Below are 16,726 nucleotides of genomic sequence, written 5' to 3'. Positions count from 1 at the left end.
GCGATATCTCAATGCCATCTCGATAGGTTCTGACATGTGCGCGGCTGAAGTGTCATCACCCAACGCCTTGCATGACTGGTATAGCGAACATCATGGCTGGCTGTACGGCTGGCTGAGCAAACGGTTGGGATGCTCGTTCAATGCAGCCGATCTGGCCCAGGATACATTCCTTCGCCTGTTAGCCAAAGGACGCGATCTTCCGTCCGTTCGAGAGCCGCGCGCTTACTTATCGACCATCGCCCATTCATTACTCGTCAATCACTGGCGGCGTCAGGATATCGAACGGACCTATCTCGAGGCGCTGGCTAATCGTTCCGAGTATTACGCGCCATCTCCAGAAGCGCGTGAAATCATTATTGAAAGTCTCGTTCAAATCGACGCCATGCTGGACCGTCTACCTGAAAAGGTGCGCTCAGCCTTCCTGATGTCTCAACTGGAAGGGCAGACGTATGCAGCCATTGGTGAGGTGCTAGGGGTGTCCGAGCGAATGGTCAAAAAGTACATGGCCCAAGCCATGCTGCACTGCCTGACCCTTGAGGTGGAATAGACCATGCAGGCCGCCCAGCAGATGTCCGAGACAGAGTGCGACTTTGCGGTGCTTGAGCAGGCGGCCGAATGGTTTGCCGTGCTCAGTGCTGATGATGTCAGCGATCAGGAGCGTGTGCAGTGGCAGCTCTGGCTGGCAGAAAATCCGCAACATGTCCAGGCGTGGCAGCGTGTCGAGCTGATCAGTCGTCATTTTCAGCGCATACCCTGCGAGCAACGCCATGGCGCTACACAAGCGCTACAGAAAAAAGGGCAAACGCGGCGTCAGACATTAAAACTGATGACCGTACTTTGCAGTACCGGTGTTCTGGCCTGGACTACCTCTTCACAGTTGTCCTGGAGACAATGGTATGCCAGCTACCGAACACGTGTGGGAGAGATCAAGGATTTTCAGCTTGCTGATGGCTCGCATCTCTGGCTGAACACCGATACGGCAATGGACGTCTCGAACGAACCGGACCGCTTGCATTTGGCACTCTACAAGGGTGAGGCCATGCTGTCTCGAGGCAAGGATGCTCACTACCCGCTGACGCTTGATACGACATTCGGTGCGTTACTGGCCAAAGAAGCCCAGTTTAGTGTTTTTGATCGAGGAGGCTTTGGCGAGTTGGCAGTTTTCAACGGCAGTGTGCAGGTTGCTCCTGTGGCGTCGGCGTCCGTCACAGTAAAGGCAGGACAACAGGTGCGCTTTAGCACTGACGAGGTTTCTACTGCTCGGGTGAGTGAGCAACGCCGTCAGGCTTGGATCAAAGGGATGATTCTGGCTGATGATATGCGATTGAGCGACTTTGTTGATGAGTTATCGCGTTATCGCTCCGGGTATCTGGCCTGTGATCCGGATGTAGCGAATCTGCGTCTGGTCGGTGCATACCCGCTGAAGGATACGGAGCGGGTGCTGACAGCCTTGGAGCAAAGCCTGCCCATTCGCATCAATCGCCCGCTGCCTTGGTGGACGTCTATTTCAGCGCGTTCTGCCTGAATCTTAATAAAAAATATTATCATTAGCGGTTCCCTTTTCTTGGTTTCGACTGGCTTTAGTCTCAAACAGGCTGAAAGCCATCACTGTTGAACACAAAAAGGGATGAGTAATGGATTCGCGTCGTTCGTATCAGGCTTTTTTCAAGCGGAGCCCTCTGCGTCAGGCTGTACATGCTGCTGCACTTGCTATACCGATGAGCCTCGCCCTTGTGCCGCTTGCAGGTAATGCCGCCGAAGCGGCTGCCGCGGCCCAGGCAGTACGCAGTTACGATATACCGGCTGGCCCGCTGTCGACGGCATTGAGTCGTTTTGCTGGCGAAGCGAATGTCATGCTATCTGCCGATGGCGCACTGACGGAGGGCAAGCAGAGCCCAGGTCTCAAGGGGCAGTACAGTGTTGAAGAAGGTTTTGCAGCGCTGCTAAAAGGAAGCGGCTTGCAGATCGTCAGCACCGGTAACGGCAGCTATTCGCTGGCGGCTGGAACAGCAAGCGTTGGCAGTGATGTTTCCGAGCTTTCTGCGACTACCGTTACTGATTTCGCACTGGGCAATGCGCTTGGAACCATGGAAGGCTATAACGCCACCCATAGCCAGATTGCAACCAAGACAAGTAAGTCGATCCTGGAGACCTCTCAATCGGTATCCGTGGTAACGCGCGACCAGATCGATGATCAGGGCTCGCAAACAGTTTCTCAGGCGTTGCGTTATACCCCAGGTGTCATGACCAACCCATATGGTGCAACTCACCGGTATGACTATGTTGCCATGCGTGGTTTCAATGACGGCTCGGTAGATAACATCTATCTTGATGGTCTCAAGACCATGGGAGATAGCGGTACCTATAGCAGCATGCAGGTAGATCCGTATTTCCTTGAGCGCATTGATATCCTGAAAGGCCCGTCTTCGGTGCTCTACGGACGGAGTAATCCTGGCGGCCTAGTAGCGCTTACCAGCAAGAAGCCACTATATGAGCCCTATCATGAAATCCAGGCCACGGTGGGTACCCAGGGCCAGCGGGGTATGGGGTTCGATTTTAGTGGGCCGGTCAACGAAGACCAGACGATTGCCTATCGGCTGGTAGGTCTGGCGGACAAGTCCGATACGCAGTTTGATCACAACGAGGAGAAGCGCTACGCGATTGCGCCCACGGTAGCCATCGACTTTGATGAAAATACAACGCTAACCCTGCAGGCGTATATGCAACATGACCCCGAAGGCGGTTACCACGGCGGTCTCCCGGCAGACGGCACACTCTATCGCCACAATGGACAATACATCTCAAAGCATTTCTTTGAGGGCGACTCCGATTTCGACAAGTTCGAACGTACCCAGCAGATGGTGGGTTATCAGTTTGAGCATCGTTTCAATGATGTCTGGTCGGCACGACAGAACTTCCGCTATCTGGATGGCAAGGTGGATATGCGGCAGGCTTATGCTGCGGGTTGGGCCAGCATAGGATCCAACGAGTTGGCGCGCGCAACCACTGAAGGCAAGGAGCGTCTGCATGCCTGGATTGTAGATAACATGGCACAGGCTGAATTTAATACCGGGTCAGCCAAACATACGCTTTTGATGGGGTTGGATTATCAGCGTCGTAAGGCCAAGGTCGACTACGCAGGCGGGTCCGCTTCTAACATTGATGCGTTCGACCCTGTCTATGGTAATCCGGGCGTCACGGAAACATGGCAAACCAGCGATCTGCGTCGGATGGAGCAGACTGGCCTGTACATGCAGGACTTGATTGACCTGGATAAATGGCGGTTTTCACTCGGTCTGCGCAAGGATTGGGTAGAGACCTCTTCCGAGGATGAGCTATACGGTGCAGGCAAAAACACTTACAAGGAGAATAAGGTTACTCCGCGGGTGGGTGGACTGTATCTTTTCGACAATGGTATCGCGCCCTACATTAGCTATTCAGAGTCTTTCAATCCCAACTCTTTTACTGACCAGAACGGCGATCCGCTCAAGGCTACTGAGGGCAAGCAGTGGGAGGCTGGCATCAAGTATCAGCCGCCGGGTACGGACAATATCTTTACGGCATCAGTCTTCCACATTACCCAAGAAAACCTGGCAACTAAACTGGCGAATGAACAATATTATCGCCCGGTAGGAAAGGTACGCTCCCAAGGCGTAGAGTTGGAAGCTCACATGCAGGTGACTGATAGCTTCCGTGTACTAGGGAGCTATACGTTTGCTGATGTCGAATACATTAAGTCGGATGACGGTACAGAAGGCAATACGCCTAACGTGGCCCCTCGTCATATGGCATCTGTCTGGGGAGACTACTCATTCAAGGAGGGATCGCTCCAGGGCTTGAGCCTGGGAGCGGGGGTACGGGCAGTTAGTAAGAGTTGGGCAGATCCAGCTAATACCGAACGCGTTCCTGGATACACCCTGTTTGATGCGTCAGTGGGTTATGACTTGAGTAATGTGGGACTCAAAGGTGTAGATGTACGTGTCAACGCCAATAACCTAACCGATAAAAAATACGTCGCTGCATGTAATAGCCTGTTGTATTGCTATTACGGCGAAGAGCGTAACGTCACCGCCACGGTCAGTTACAAATTCTAACGATCAAAAGCGATAAAGCTTTTCAAGCAAAACGGGCGGCTTCAGGGCCGCCCGTTTTGTTTCAACCTTCCAGCTGGCCGCCCGCCAGGGCGCAGAGCTGAATCGAGTCGAGGATATGCACTTCCTTGCCTTCGGCCTCGATGATGCCGCTCTGCTGGAAGCGCGTGAATACACGAGAAACTGTCTCCACTGCAAGGCCCAGATAGTTACCGATCTCATTACGGGACATGGACAGGCGGAACTGCTGGGCGGAGAAGCCACGAGCGCGGAAACGTGCAGACAGATTCACAAGAAACGTCGCGATACGCTCGTCTGCGCTTTTTTTGGACAAGAGCAGCATCATCTGCTGATCATCCCGAATCTCGCGGCTCATCACACGCATCAGCTGGCGACGCAGCTGGGGAAGCTGATCGGCCAGCTCATCAAGATGCTCGAAGGGGATCTCGCATACCGATGTGGTTTCCAGCGCCTGTGCAGAAACCGGATGCAGCTCCGTATCCATACCGGACAAGCCAACCAGCTCGCTGGGTAGGTGAAAGCCGGTAATTTGCTCTTCACCGTTATCGGTCACGCTAAAGGTTTTAAGCGCACCTGAACGGACGGCAAAGACGGAGCCAAAACTGTCACCCTGTCGGAACAGATAGTCGCCTTTCTTGAGTGGACGGCCGCGCTTGACGATCCGATCAAGCTCATCCAGATCCTCAAGGTTCAACGACAATGGCAAGCATAAGGGTGCCAGGCTGCAATCTTTACAGTGGGCTTGCGGCGAGGTGACACGCATTTTCAAAGTCTCGGACATGGCTTTCGATTTATTCCATTAGTAAGCCAAGGGTATTACTGCACGCATAATGATGAAAGCTGTTAGTGAATTTATTAGATGACCCGTGAAAACCGTTGTGTGTTCTGTTGGGGCAAATAACGATCAAACAACATACAAACTGATCGCACGAGTAACCTCCCGGCCGGCAAGATATCAATGCCTTTTTCATCCAGGCGAATAAGCTCATCAGTTGCCATACGCTCAAGGTCAGGCATGACATCGGCAAAGTAATCCTTGAAATCAATTCCCAGTGCTCGGCCTGTTTCAGCAAAGTCGAGCTGGAAGTGACAAATTAGCTGCTGGATTACCGCGCGACGAATCAAGTCGTCCCGTTCACAGTGCAAACCCCGGCGTACAGCAAGTTGACCGTTATCCAGACTAGTCTGGTATTCGGAAATATCCACTGCGTTTTGAGAGTAAAGCTCATTTATCTGGCTAATGGCCGATACCCCCAGCCCAATCAAGTCACAATGGCCATGGGTCGTATAGCCCTGAAAGTTACGCTGCAATGAACCATCTTCCTGAGCAATTGCCAATTCGTCGTCGGGCAGGGCGAAGTGGTCCATCCCGATGTAACGATAACCGGCAGCCATTAGCTGCTCAGTTGTCCTTTGGAGCATCTCCAGCTTTTGTGCGGGGCTTGGCAGCTCAGCGGCCTCAATCCGCCGCTGTGGTGGAAAACGGGTGGGGAGGTGTGCGTAATTGAATACAGACAAGCGATGCGGTTGCAGATCAATTACTGCCTCGACGGTTTTGGCGAAGCTTTCCGGCGTTTGGCGGGGGAGTCCATAAATCAGGTCGATATTGATTGAGCGATAACTGAGCGTACGGGCCGCATCGATGATGGCCCGCGTCTCGTTGAGGCTTTGCAGGCGATTCACAGCCAACTGCACATTCGTATCGATGTCTTGGACACCGAGGCTGACCCGGTTGAAACCCAGCTCACGCAACAGGCCCATCGTGGCCCAGTCCGCTTCGCGTGGATCGATCTCGATCGAATAATCTCCAGAGTCATCATCCAGCAGGCTGAAGCGCTGACGCAGCTCGGACATCAGCTGCCGTAGCTGTTCAGGGTTGAGAAAGGTCGGCGTGCCGCCGCCAAAATGCAATTGCTCTACCCTCTGGTCTGCGCCTACATGACGACTGATCAGCTGAATTTCCCTTGTCAGGCTGGCCAGATAAGGCACGCTCCGGCTGCGGTCCTTGGTAATGACTTTATTACAGGCGCAGTAGTAGCAAATATGTGCGCAGAAGGGTACATGGACATACAGCGACAGCGGCCGCTTGGCAGTGCGGCTATCCCTTAGTGCATGCATCAGATCGAACGCGCCTATCTGATCATGAAACTGCACTGCAGTTGGATAAGAGGTATAGCGAGGCCCTGCCATGTCGTAGCGCTGGATTAATTCTGGTTTCCAATCGATGGCGTCGAGCATGACCATACTCCCGTAAAACTATAAAGCAAAGTCTAGAAGCAAGTAGGTAGTGGCATCTTGACCTACATCAATAGCAATAACGTGAAGGCTAGAGAGGCGATAAAAGGTACGATGGATTCTGTTGAGCTAATTTTGTATGTAATACCAGCCCATAAATAGTGTCATTAGATTCGTTAGGAGGATTCGTGCAAGACAACCACGTCAATCAGAAGGAAGTTTCGCTTCTTTGGAGCAGGTGTGATCAAAAAATTGCCACGCTTGTTCTGGCGCATGGAGCAGGGGCTCCCATGGACAGTCCGTTCATGGATCAAATGACCGAGGCGCTGGTAGCCCAGCGTATCGAAGTAGTACGATTTGAATTTCCTTATATGGCTGAGCGACGAATCTCAGGAAAGAAAAGGCCTCCTTCTCCTAAGGCGCAGTTGCTTGCTACCTGGAAGCAGGTCATTGATCTGGTCAGGCAAACAACCCCAGGACCGCTTGCCATTGGCGGCAAATCAATGGGAGGCCGAATGGCCAGCCTGGTCGTTGATGAGGCGCGGGTCAGCGCATTGGTATGCCTGGGGTATCCATTCTATGCGGCAGGCCGCCCGGAAAAGCCGCGGGTCGACCATCTCGTTGATCTGCAAACGCCTACGTTGATCATCCAGGGCGAGCGTGATGCTCTGGGAGATCGGGAGACGGTTGAGCATTACACACTGTCTGACCAGGTCCGAATCGAGTGGGTACCGACAGCCAACCATGACCTTAAGCCACTCAAACGCTCAGGCTTGAGTCATTCACAAAGCATTGAGAAGAGTGCGTTATCGATAGTGCGCTTTTTGACCGCCCATCGGGCATAAAAAAGCCCGCACTGCGGCGGGCTTTTTTGTGGGAGCGCTTACATCAGGCTGCGCAATACATAGTGCAGAATGCCACCCGCCTTGAAGTATTCCACTTCGTTGAGGGTATCGATTCGGCAGAGAAGCTCTACCGTTTCCATGCTGCCATCTTCACGAGTGATTTCCATGGTCAGAGGCATACGTGGCCGCAGTTCGACGCCATCCAGTCCGAAAATGCTGATTTTCTCCTTACCGGTTAGACCTAGCGACTTGCGATCCACTCCGTTCTGGAACTGAAGCGGAAGGACGCCCATGCCTACCAGGTTGGAGCGGTGGATACGCTCGAAGCTTTCGGTAATCACTGCCTTGACACCGAGCAGGTTGGTTCCCTTGGCTGCCCAGTCACGGGATGAGCCTGTGCCATATTCCTTGCCTGCAATAATGACCAGTGGAGTGCTATCTATCTGATACCGCATGGCAGCGTCATAGATGGCCATTTTCTCGCCGGTTGGAACATGCAGCGTATTGCCACCTTCCTCGCCACCCAGCATTTCGTTACGGATACGAATGTTAGCAAAAGTGCCGCGCATCATGACTTCATGGTTGCCACGGCGGGAGCCGTACGAGTTGAAGTCCTCATAGGCAACACCATGTTCGGTAAGGTAGCGACCCGCCGGGCTATCCTTTTTGATGTTACCAGCCGGGGAGATATGGTCTGTTGTGACTGAGTCGCCCAGTAAGGCGAGAATTCGCGCATCATGAATATCTGATACACGAGGTGGGTTGCCGCCAATGTTCTCGAAGAAGGAGGGATTCTGGATATAGGTCGAATCGTTTCTCCAAGTATAGGTTTTGGAAGCTGGAACCTGAATGGCCTTCCAGTTCTCATCGCCCTCGAAGACCGCTGCGTATTCCTTGCGGAACATCGCCGAGTTGACTTTCTCGATGGCGTCAGCCACTTCCTGTTGGGTGGGCCAGATATCCTTCAGATAGACCGGTTGGCCGTTCTTGTCTGTACCCAAAGGATCTTTAGACAGATCAACCTTGACGCTGCCTGCCAAGGCATAAGCGACTACCAGTGGTGGTGAAGCCAGCCAGTTCGTTTTGACAAAGGGATGTACGCGGCCTTCGAAGTTGCGGTTGCCCGAGAGCACTGATGCCACGGTCAGATCGCCTTCCTGAATTGCTTTTTCAATTGGTTCGAGCAGCGGCCCGGAATTGCCGATGCAGGTGGTGCAACCGTATCCCACAAGGTTAAAGCCCAACTTGTCTAGCGAAGTCATAAGGCCAGCAGCCTTATAGTATTCGGTTACGACCTTGGAGCCAGGCGCCAATGAACTCTTGACCCAGGGTTTGCGCTCCAGCCCTTTTTCAACGGCTTTTTTCGCCAGTAGACCGGCAGCCATCATGACGCTGGGGTTGGAGGTGTTGGTACAGGAGGTAATGGCGGCAATTACAACTGCGCCGTTTTGTAAGCGGTATTTCTGGCCATCAAGTTCATACTCAATGCCGTCCGCCTTGGGTTCGCCTTTAACCGAGTCGTCCAGCCCACCGGGTGTAACGGGATGTCCATTACCCTTAGGCGCAGTAGGCTTGAGTTGCAGATTCATGAATTGATCGAATGCTTCGCTGACCTTGGATAGCGAAACGCGATCCTGCGGACGCTTGGGGCCTGCCAGGCTGGATTCGACATCGCCCAAGTCCAGATGCAGGGTGTCGGTGAAGCTTGGTTCGTCACCGGCCTCACGCCACATACCCTGAGCTTTGGCGTAGGCCTCAACCAGCTTGACTGTTTCTTCGGGGCGGCCCGAGAAGCGCAGAAAGTCCACAGTGACCTGGTCAACCGGAAAGAAGCCGCAAGTGGCGCCGTATTCCGGAGCCATATTGCCGATGGTAGCGCGGTCCGCCAGTGGCAGATCAGCCAAGCCGTCTCCATAGAACTCAACGAACTTACCCACTACGCCTTTCTTGCGTAGCATCTGGGTTACGGTCAACACCAAGTCAGTAGCGGTAATGCCTTCGCGCAGCTTGCCTGTCAGCTTGAAGCCGATGACCTCAGGTATGAGCATGGATACCGGCTGGCCCAGCATGGCGGCCTCAGCTTCAATGCCGCCTACGCCCCAGCCTAGTACACCCAGGCCGTTGATCATCGTCGTATGCGAGTCGGTGCCTACCAGGGTATCCGGGAAAGCGTAAGTCTCGCCGTTTTCTTCGCGAGTCCAAACTGTACGGCCCAGGTATTCAAGGTTTACCTGGTGACAGATGCCGGTGCCCGGTGGCACTACGCTGAAGTTGTCGAAAGCTTGTTGACCCCAGCGCAAGAATTCGTAACGTTCACCGTTGCGCTGCATTTCAATGGCTACGTTTTCCTCATAGGCGTGTTCGGAGGCGTAACGGTCGACCATTACCGAGTGGTCAATCACTAGATCGACAGGAGAGAGGGGATTGATTTTTTCAGGATCGCCTCCTGCCTTGGCCATGGCATCACGCATGGCTGCCAAGTCCACGACTGCGGGTACCCCGGTAAAGTCCTGCATCAGAACGCGCGCCGGACGGTATTGAATCTCGCGGTCGGAGGTGCGTTCCTTGAGCCAGTCAACCAGTGCCTGCAGGTCTTCACGGTAAACGGTTTTATTGTCTTCCCAGCGCAGCAGATTTTCGAGCAGGACCTTTAGCGATACAGGCAAGCGCGAAATATCACCCAGGCTCTTGGCGGCTTCGGGAAGGCTATAGTAGTGATACGTACGGCCATCGACCTCTAGGGTACGACGACATTTCAGACTATCCAGTGCAGGCATGACGATGAATCTCCTCTCGGCTTGGGACGGCACGACGGTTCGGCCTTGTGCAAGACGACGTGACCTTCGCTAATCCCGGCTCAGGCCCACTCCGAGGAAATACCGAAAAGCCTGCCAACACTGCCTCTCGGTACGAAGATTTTGAGCCGAGCATCAATGGGGCCTGATCGGTATCAACAGCGGCGGACATCCGGCGCCAGCCTGTCGACCAAGCGTCGTCTTGCGCTTGTTCTCCAATACTGGACCGATTGACGGCTTTTACGTTCCCTGTTCCGCTCAATCCGCCTGGCTCGGGTATAGTGCGCGGCTTATTGCAAGGCGCATTACAGGGCTGGAGTTTTGATGAATACGTTGTTGTTACATTGCCGACCTGGTTTTGAAGGCGAGGTGTGTGCCGAGCTTAGCGATCTGGCTGCACAGCTGGAAATTTCAGGCTACGCGCGGGGCAAGCCAGCCAGCGCCTTTGCCGAATTCATTTGCAGTGAGGCAGAGGGTGCGGATCGCCTCATGAAGCGCCTGCGCTTTGCCGACCTGATCTTTCCGCGCCAATGGGCGCGAGGCACAGGCTTTGTCACGTTACCTGAGCAGGACCGTGTAGGAGCCATCCTGCAGGAGCTACAGAGCTATCCGGTCTGCGGGAGCCTGTGGTTCGAGGTATTGGATACTAACGACGGCAAAGCGCTGTCGACATTCTGCAAGAAATTCGAAAAGCCCCTGAGGGCTGCACTGACCAAGGCGGGCCGTCTCAAGGAAGACCCTGCCTTGCCACGGCTGCAATTGACCTTTCGAACAGGAACGGATGTGTTCATTGGCGTGGCCGAGCCACGTAACGCTGCGTTTTGGCCGATGGGTATACCCCGACTCAAGTTTCCCCGTGAAGCGCCCAGCCGCTCTACGCTTAAACTGGAAGAGGCCTGGCATCAGTTTATTCCTCGTGCGCAGTGGGATGAGCGCCTTGCCTCGGGTATGCACGCCGTAGACCTGGGGGCAGCACCTGGAGGCTGGACATGGCAACTGGTCAACCGGGATATGCTCGTGATCGCCGTGGATAACGGTCCGATGGCAGAGTCCCTGATGGAGTCAGGCCTTATCGAGCACCTGCAGGTCGATGGCTATGCCTTTCGTCCACGTAAGGAAGTCGACTGGATGGTATGCGATATCGTTGAGAAGCCGGCTCGTACGGCCGCGCTCATGGAAAGTTGGATCGGCGAGCGCTGGTGCAAGGAGGCAGTCGTAAATCTGAAGCTGCCAATGAAGCAGCGCTATGCTGAAGTCAGGCGCATTCTGGATCGATTGAGAAGCTATTTCGATAGCAAAGGAATGTCGGTTGCGATCGCTTGCAAACAGCTCTACCACGATCGCGAAGAGGTCACCTGTCACCTCCGTCGCTTGAAATAACCAAAGTAGAACATTTACGGTTCGAAACGTACTGATGCAGCCAGTACCTATGTCAAAGGCACGGCTGCTACCGAATGGAGAAAAGCATGACTCTTACCGTTGACGCGACACTTGACGCCAGCGGGCTGAATTGCCCTGAGCCTGTCATGATGCTGCATAACAAGGTGCGAGACATGGCAGGTGGTAGCCTGCTCAAGGTCATTGCAACTGATCCCTCTACGCAGCGGGACATCCCCAAATTCTGCATGTTTCTAGGACATGAGCTGGTGCAGAAGGAGGAAGAGGGCGGCAAGTACCTTTATTGGATACGCAAGAAAGTCGAATAACCTAGTGGGCTGCATTTCTTATCCTGCGGCGTGCGCTACGTGCAAGGCGTATGGCAAGCAATACCGCTGCACAGGTAAGCCCCACCACCAGACCTTGCCAAAGGCCCGCCGGTCCGCGGGCCTGCCCAATCCAATCGGTCAGGCCTAGTACATAACCTACTGGCAGACCGATACCCCAATAGGCGAGCAGTGTGATCACCATTGTGGCCCGTGTATCCTGATACCCCCTGAGTCCCCCGGCCGCTGTCACCTGTACCGCATCTGAAAACTGGAAGAGAGCGGCAAATACAATCAGCGATGCCGCCAGGCTCACCACAGCCGGGTCCTGTGTATAAAGCGTTGCGATCGGTGCGCGGAAAAGCAGCATGATACTGGCAGAAATACAGGCCCAGGATAGGCCAACGGCCACTCCCGTGCCTGCCGAAAACCGCGCTTGCCGAGGCTCGCCGCGTCCTAGGGACTGTCCAACCCGTACAGTGATGGCCATGCCGATCGACAAGGGGATCATGAAGGTGAGTGAGGCAAAGTTGAGAGCAATCTGATGGCCTGCTACCACCGTTGCGCCTAGCTCACCGATCAACAGGGCAATGACCGAGAAGATGCTGGACTCCGCAAATACCGCGATTCCAATAGGCGCACCCACAGAGAGCAGGCGACGAATCACTGGCCATTGGGGAGCGTCGAAGCGGCTGAAGATACCGCATGCCTGGTAGATCTTGGCGCGTCGCACCCATGCGAACATGCCCAGGAACATCAACCACATCGCCACGCCACTGGCAAATCCGCAACCTGGACCGCCCATCGCTGGCAAGCCAAGGCGACCATGGATGAACAGATCATTTAGCGGAACGTTGAGTGTCAGACCAACCAGACCAATGATCATGCTGGGCCGGGTGCGTCCAAGCCCGTCGCTGAAGCAGCGCAGCACGTAATACAGTGCAACCGCGGGGATACCCATGGCGATGCCATGCAGATAGGTCATGGTTGGCTGAATCAGCTCCGGACTGACATGCATGGCAATCAGTAAAGGCTTCGCTGAGCATAAAAGAGCGCTGGCTATCAAGCCGATGACCACGGCCAACCAGAGCGCCTGTCGAACAAGCGGACCAATCTTCTCCGGTTGCCTGGCGCCATGATGCTGCGCCACGTTTGGCGTAGTGGCCAGCAGCGTTCCGGTCATCAGAAGAAAGACCGGCACCCAGACGGAATTGCCTAGCGCAACGGCTGCCAGGTCCAACGGACCGACACGCCCGGCCATGACGGCATCGACGAACCCCATGGCAGAGTGCGATAACTGAGCAATGATAATAGGCGCTGCCAGTGCGAGCAGGGCCGTTAGCTCATGACGGATCCGCTGCCGCCGGGTAGGTCTTGTGTCCACGAGATTATCAGGTAAGGAAAAGTTGGACAGTGTACGACGCTTTTCGGATGCCGAGAAATCCATCACACCTCTTGAGCCTGATAAAATGCATGTCTCGCTGATTGGAGTTCAAGATGCGCATCCTTGCAGACGAAAATATTCCCCTTCTGGATGAATTCTTTGGTGCCTTTGGATCGATCAGGCGAATGCCGGGCCGTGCCATGGACAGGGCTGCCGTGGGCGAAGCTGATATTCTCATCGTACGGTCCATAACACCGGTCACTCGGGCATTGCTGGAGGGCTCACCGGTCCGCTTTGTGGGAACGTGCACCATCGGTACGGACCATCTGGACATTGATTATCTGGAATCGGCTGGCATTGCCTGGAGCAGTGCGCCGGGGTGCAATGCACGCGGCGTTGTCGATTACGTTCTGGGTGCGCTTCTTGCCTTGAGCGACGCCCGCGGAGTCTCGCTGAGTGAGCGCACCTATGGGGTTGTAGGCGCCGGACAGGTTGGTGGCCGTCTGGTGGAGGTGCTGAAAGGGTTGAACCTGAATGTTCTGGTGTGTGATCCACCACGTGCGCTCTCCGCGCCAGATGATTTTGTCTCGCTTGAAACCGTGATGGAGAAATGTGATGTCATTTCCCTGCACGCACCGCTGGTACGTTCCGGGCCTGACGCGACGTATCACCTTTTTGATGCTGAGCGCCTGGCTGGGTTGAAGGCTGGAACATGGCTGATCAATGCATGCCGCGGAGAAGTTATCGACAACAAGGCACTTCGTGAATGCTTGGTTGAAGGTGCCGATCTGGAGGTTGTTCTGGATGTTTGGGAGAGTGAGCCTGAGGTCGATGTAGAGCTGGCCAAGCGATGCCGCCTGGCGACACCTCATATTGCTGGCCATAGCCTTGAAGGCAAGTGGCGCGGTACTGCAATGATTTACGCTGCCTTTTGCGCCTGGCAGGAACAGAGGCCAGAAAAAGCCTTGGAGGACTTTCTACCTGAACAGTGGCTATCAAAGATCGAGCTTTCGGCCAGTGCTACGCCTGAACAGGCACTGAGACTTTTGTGTCGGGCCGTTTATGATCCGCGCAATGATGACGCCGCCTTTCGATTATCACTCAAAGGTGGTACTCAAGCGCGGCGTAACGGGTTTGATCTACTTAGAAAGCATTATCCCCAGCGTCGGGAAATTACCGGACTTCGCGTTTATACCGATGCAAGCCCGGCAACTTCCCGAATCGTAGAGGCATTAGGCGCTACACGTCTGTGATTACTCAGGGCATGTAGGCGTCTTGAGAGAGTCGTCTGGCTCACGACATGCCTTTTGAATCATGGCCTCGGTAATCGGGATCTCGCGACCCTTTTCATCGATGAGGGCGCCACCCAGGCGTTGAGCATGATCGGAGGTTGTGTGCTGAGAAGTGTTCTGAACGGTCATTTCAGTCTCCTTTGCCATATGAGTCCAACCTAGCCAAGACAGGTTAAGAAGATATGACAACCTAGAGCGTCCAAAAGTGCCGCAAGGGTGCATAGCGTTCGCTATGCACCTGGCCTGTCAGTGGTATTCGCAAAGATAAGCCGTTTCCACGCTGACTTTGAGCTGGAATTTGCTGTTGGCCGGAACGGTGAATTTCTGGCCTGCCTCAAAAGTTTCCCAAGCATCACTGCCAGGTAGTTTGACCGTCAGGGCACCTGCTACCACGTTCATGATTTCCAATTGGCTCGTTCCGAATTCGTATTCACCTGGCGCCATGACGCCAATGGTGGCTGGCTTACTGCTCAGATTGAAGGCGATGGATTTAACGGTGCCGTCAAAATATTCGTTAACCTTGAACATGGCTTTCCTTAGGATTGTTTTAAACGTCAAGCCAGTATGCCGAAACCTTTACGCTGCCGCCACTAAGCTATTAGTGCACGGTTATAGGCAGTAGCCTTGCCGTGTTACGCGCGTCCTCCAAGGCCCTGTGCGGCTGACCATGAAAGCAGTACCCGGCAAGGCTCAGGGCCGAGCCCAGGCTGACAGGGCGGGGTAGTTGCCTGGACTTCGCAAAGCGCTGCTTGAGATTCATGTGGGGAGTGCGTGCCAGGAGTGTGCTGATTCTGTGCTCACGCCAATCACGCTGTAGCTGACGGCGATCATAGTCACCCCAGCTGCACCAGCCCGCCAAATGCGCTTCATGGCTACTCAGCCATTGCTCAAAGTGTTGCCAGACCGTATACAAGGGCGCTGCGCTATCTACATCGTCTTGGGTAATGTGCGTAAGCGATTTGCAGAACGCGGTCAGCAGAGGTCGATGCAGGGGCCTTACATAGCTCTGAAAGTGATCAAGCTCTTGTCCGGTACTATCGATCAACACGGCGCCGATCTCGATGATCTCCATCTCCTCGACAGGCCATCCGCCTTCATCAGTGGTCGCTTCCAGATCGATGACCAGCCAACGCTTCATCGTGCCTCCAAAGAGCTTCTTGTAAGTAAGAGGACAAGGCATCCTGGTAACGGACCGGCGCCCACAGGCAGAGACCTGTATCAAGATAGGCAAGTTTCAGGCTTAAACACAGAGCTACGTACATTTTGAGGCTCTTCTGACGAAGGGTGTGACTGAATCCATGCCGGTGCCGACTATTAAGTTGGACGCCAGGTATTAGCCGCTTGGACAAACGTTTGAGTGACGCTTGGCGTTGGGGCCAATCTCCCTTATGCTTTTTGTATCTACTACTCAGGTCTATACGTTATGGAATGCCGTGCCGGCTGTGGTGCATGTTGCATTGCGCCTTCTATTTCCACGCCATTGCCTGCGATGCCACAGGGCAAGCCTGCAGGTGTGCGATGTGCACATCTAAGCGAAACCGATTTATGTGAGTTGTTCGGAAAGCCGGAACGACCGCCGGTGTGCAGCGCCTTTTCGGCAGAGCCTTTTGTCTGTGGTGACAGCCGTGACGAGGCACTTATGCTGATAGCGTATCTGGAAGATGTGACTGCCGCCTGATTCAACCCCACCATACACGCTTTATGCTCATAACAAGAAAAGGAAGGTTCAATGCGTACTTTTTTTAAAACAACTGTTTTAACGGCTCTGTTCGCGACGTTGTGTTCTGGCGCCTACGCCGAGGAATGGAAACTTGCAAAGGATGAAGATGGGGTAAAGGTCTACACCCGTAGCGTGGAGGGGTCTAAATACAAGGCCTACCGTGGTGTTGTTACGATTAAGGCTACTCCTGAGCGTATCGAGCAACTTCAGGAGGATACCGCCAGCTCCTGCAAGTGGCTCTATCGTTGCCAGCAGCTCAAGGTGCTCAAGCAGCAGGGGCAGGACACCTGGACCTATATGCGCATTGAAATGCCCTGGCCGGTCACGGCGCGTGATGTGGTGCTACATATCACAACGGAGCAAGCCGGCAATGGAGGTTTCGTTCGTCATTTAAAAGGGGAGCCCACTTACACACCTCCTGCAGACGGCTACGTGCGAGTCAGCAGTTTCGACGGTAAATGGCAGGTGCTGCCAAAGGCGACAGGATCTGTGGAGGTGACGTACGAAGCCCAAAGCGAACCGGGCGGAAGCATACCGTCTTGGTTGGCTAACAGCTTTGTCGTTGATGCGCCGTTCAATACCTTGCAAGGTCTTCGTAAGGCGGCGGAGAGCCGTTAACCCAAATAAAAACGCCCCGGGT

Annotated in this window: 16 protein-coding genes; 9 read left to right on the top strand and 7 right to left on the bottom strand. The window is 54.3% G+C overall.

Features of this window, described 5'->3' with window-relative positions:
• The first annotated feature begins 34 nt into the window (after positions 1-34).
• From JQR90_RS11655 to JQR90_RS11645, 3 genes are all read left to right on the top strand, one after another.
• Positions 35-547: a sigma-70 family RNA polymerase sigma factor gene (locus JQR90_RS11655; RefSeq protein ID WP_073450151.1), complete on the top strand. Its 513-nt coding sequence runs from the start codon at positions 35-37 to the stop codon at positions 545-547.
• Between the two features lie 3 nt (positions 548-550).
• Positions 551-1,525, top strand: coding sequence for a FecR domain-containing protein (locus JQR90_RS11650; protein ID WP_010794799.1), 975 nt, complete (start codon positions 551-553; stop codon positions 1,523-1,525).
• A gap of 109 nt (positions 1,526-1,634) precedes the next feature.
• A complete protein-coding gene (locus JQR90_RS11645; RefSeq protein ID WP_010794798.1) occupies positions 1,635-4,094 on the top strand; it encodes a TonB-dependent siderophore receptor in 2,460 nt (819 codons plus the stop codon).
• 61 nt (positions 4,095-4,155) lie between these two features.
• On the opposite strand, the gene fnr is transcribed toward JQR90_RS11645, so the two are convergent.
• Both fnr and hemN read right to left on the bottom strand, forming a co-directional pair.
• On the bottom strand, positions 4,156-4,893 hold the full coding sequence (gene fnr / locus JQR90_RS11640; RefSeq protein WP_026003866.1) for a fumarate/nitrate reduction transcriptional regulator Fnr: 738 nt from the start codon (positions 4,891-4,893) through the stop codon (positions 4,156-4,158).
• A gap of 74 nt (positions 4,894-4,967) precedes the next feature.
• The gene (gene hemN, locus JQR90_RS11635; protein ID WP_010794796.1) at positions 4,968-6,350 is read right to left on the bottom strand and encodes an oxygen-independent coproporphyrinogen III oxidase; all 1,383 of its coding nucleotides are present in this window, start codon (positions 6,348-6,350) and stop codon (positions 4,968-4,970) included.
• 185 nt (positions 6,351-6,535) lie between these two features.
• Here hemN and JQR90_RS11630 point away from each other — a divergent pair, with 185 nt between their 5' ends.
• Positions 6,536-7,192: an alpha/beta fold hydrolase gene (locus JQR90_RS11630; RefSeq protein ID WP_010794795.1), complete on the top strand. Its 657-nt coding sequence runs from the start codon at positions 6,536-6,538 to the stop codon at positions 7,190-7,192.
• Positions 7,193-7,230: 38 nt separating this feature from the next.
• On the opposite strand, the gene acnA is transcribed toward JQR90_RS11630, so the two are convergent.
• Positions 7,231-9,969 carry an aconitate hydratase AcnA gene (gene acnA, locus JQR90_RS11625; RefSeq protein ID WP_073450153.1) on the bottom strand — a complete coding sequence of 913 codons (2,739 nt, stop codon included), beginning with the start codon at positions 9,967-9,969 and terminating at the stop codon, positions 7,231-7,233.
• A gap of 342 nt (positions 9,970-10,311) precedes the next feature.
• Between acnA and rlmM the strand changes: the two genes are divergently transcribed.
• Positions 10,312-11,367: a 23S rRNA (cytidine(2498)-2'-O)-methyltransferase RlmM gene (rlmM, locus tag JQR90_RS11620; RefSeq protein WP_010794793.1), complete on the top strand. Its 1,056-nt coding sequence runs from the start codon at positions 10,312-10,314 to the stop codon at positions 11,365-11,367.
• A gap of 86 nt (positions 11,368-11,453) precedes the next feature.
• Positions 11,454-11,693, top strand: a complete 240-nt coding sequence (gene tusA / locus JQR90_RS11615) for a sulfurtransferase TusA (RefSeq protein WP_010794792.1) — start codon at positions 11,454-11,456, stop codon at positions 11,691-11,693.
• A 1-nt stretch (position 11,694) separates the two neighbouring features.
• Here the strand turns inward: tusA and JQR90_RS11610 are convergent, their stop codons facing one another.
• Positions 11,695-13,137 (bottom strand): MATE family efflux transporter, encoded by a 1,443-nt coding sequence (locus JQR90_RS11610; RefSeq protein ID WP_010794791.1) that lies wholly within the window; start codon positions 13,135-13,137, stop codon positions 11,695-11,697.
• Positions 13,138-13,187: 50 nt separating this feature from the next.
• Between JQR90_RS11610 and pdxB the strand changes: the two genes are divergently transcribed.
• Positions 13,188-14,327 carry a 4-phosphoerythronate dehydrogenase PdxB gene (gene pdxB / locus JQR90_RS11605; RefSeq protein ID WP_010794790.1) on the top strand — a complete coding sequence of 380 codons (1,140 nt, stop codon included), beginning with the start codon at positions 13,188-13,190 and terminating at the stop codon, positions 14,325-14,327.
• Here the strand turns inward: pdxB and JQR90_RS11600 are convergent, their stop codons facing one another.
• The 3 genes from JQR90_RS11600 to JQR90_RS11590 all read right to left on the bottom strand — a co-directional run bounded on the left by JQR90_RS11600 (position 14,328) and on the right by JQR90_RS11590 (position 15,504).
• The gene (locus tag JQR90_RS11600; RefSeq protein ID WP_162842011.1) at positions 14,328-14,495 is read right to left on the bottom strand and encodes a PA1571 family protein; all 168 of its coding nucleotides are present in this window, start codon (positions 14,493-14,495) and stop codon (positions 14,328-14,330) included. It lies immediately after the preceding gene.
• A 117-nt stretch (positions 14,496-14,612) separates the two neighbouring features.
• The gene (locus JQR90_RS11595) at positions 14,613-14,894 is read right to left on the bottom strand and encodes a pyrimidine/purine nucleoside phosphorylase (protein ID WP_010794788.1); all 282 of its coding nucleotides are present in this window, start codon (positions 14,892-14,894) and stop codon (positions 14,613-14,615) included.
• 70 nt (positions 14,895-14,964) lie between these two features.
• Positions 14,965-15,504 carry an exonuclease domain-containing protein gene (locus tag JQR90_RS11590; protein WP_010794787.1) on the bottom strand — a complete coding sequence of 180 codons (540 nt, stop codon included), beginning with the start codon at positions 15,502-15,504 and terminating at the stop codon, positions 14,965-14,967.
• A gap of 285 nt (positions 15,505-15,789) precedes the next feature.
• Between JQR90_RS11590 and JQR90_RS11585 the strand changes: the two genes are divergently transcribed.
• Both JQR90_RS11585 and JQR90_RS11580 read left to right on the top strand, forming a co-directional pair.
• Positions 15,790-16,044 (top strand): YkgJ family cysteine cluster protein, encoded by a 255-nt coding sequence (locus JQR90_RS11585; protein ID WP_010794786.1) that lies wholly within the window; start codon positions 15,790-15,792, stop codon positions 16,042-16,044.
• Between the two features lie 51 nt (positions 16,045-16,095).
• Entirely contained in the window at positions 16,096-16,704 is a 609-nt protein-coding gene (locus JQR90_RS11580; protein ID WP_010794785.1) for an START domain-containing protein, read from the top strand.
• Positions 16,705-16,726: the final 22 nt, after the last annotated feature.

Origin of the sequence: Pseudomonas sp. JZ114 (assembly GCF_051027705.1) — a bacterium.
In the GTDB taxonomy this organism is placed as follows: domain Bacteria; phylum Pseudomonadota; class Gammaproteobacteria; order Pseudomonadales; family Pseudomonadaceae; genus Chryseomonas; species Chryseomonas luteola.
The sequence above is the reverse complement of the archived record's forward strand: the minus strand, read 5'-3'. Positions and strand labels throughout refer to the sequence as shown.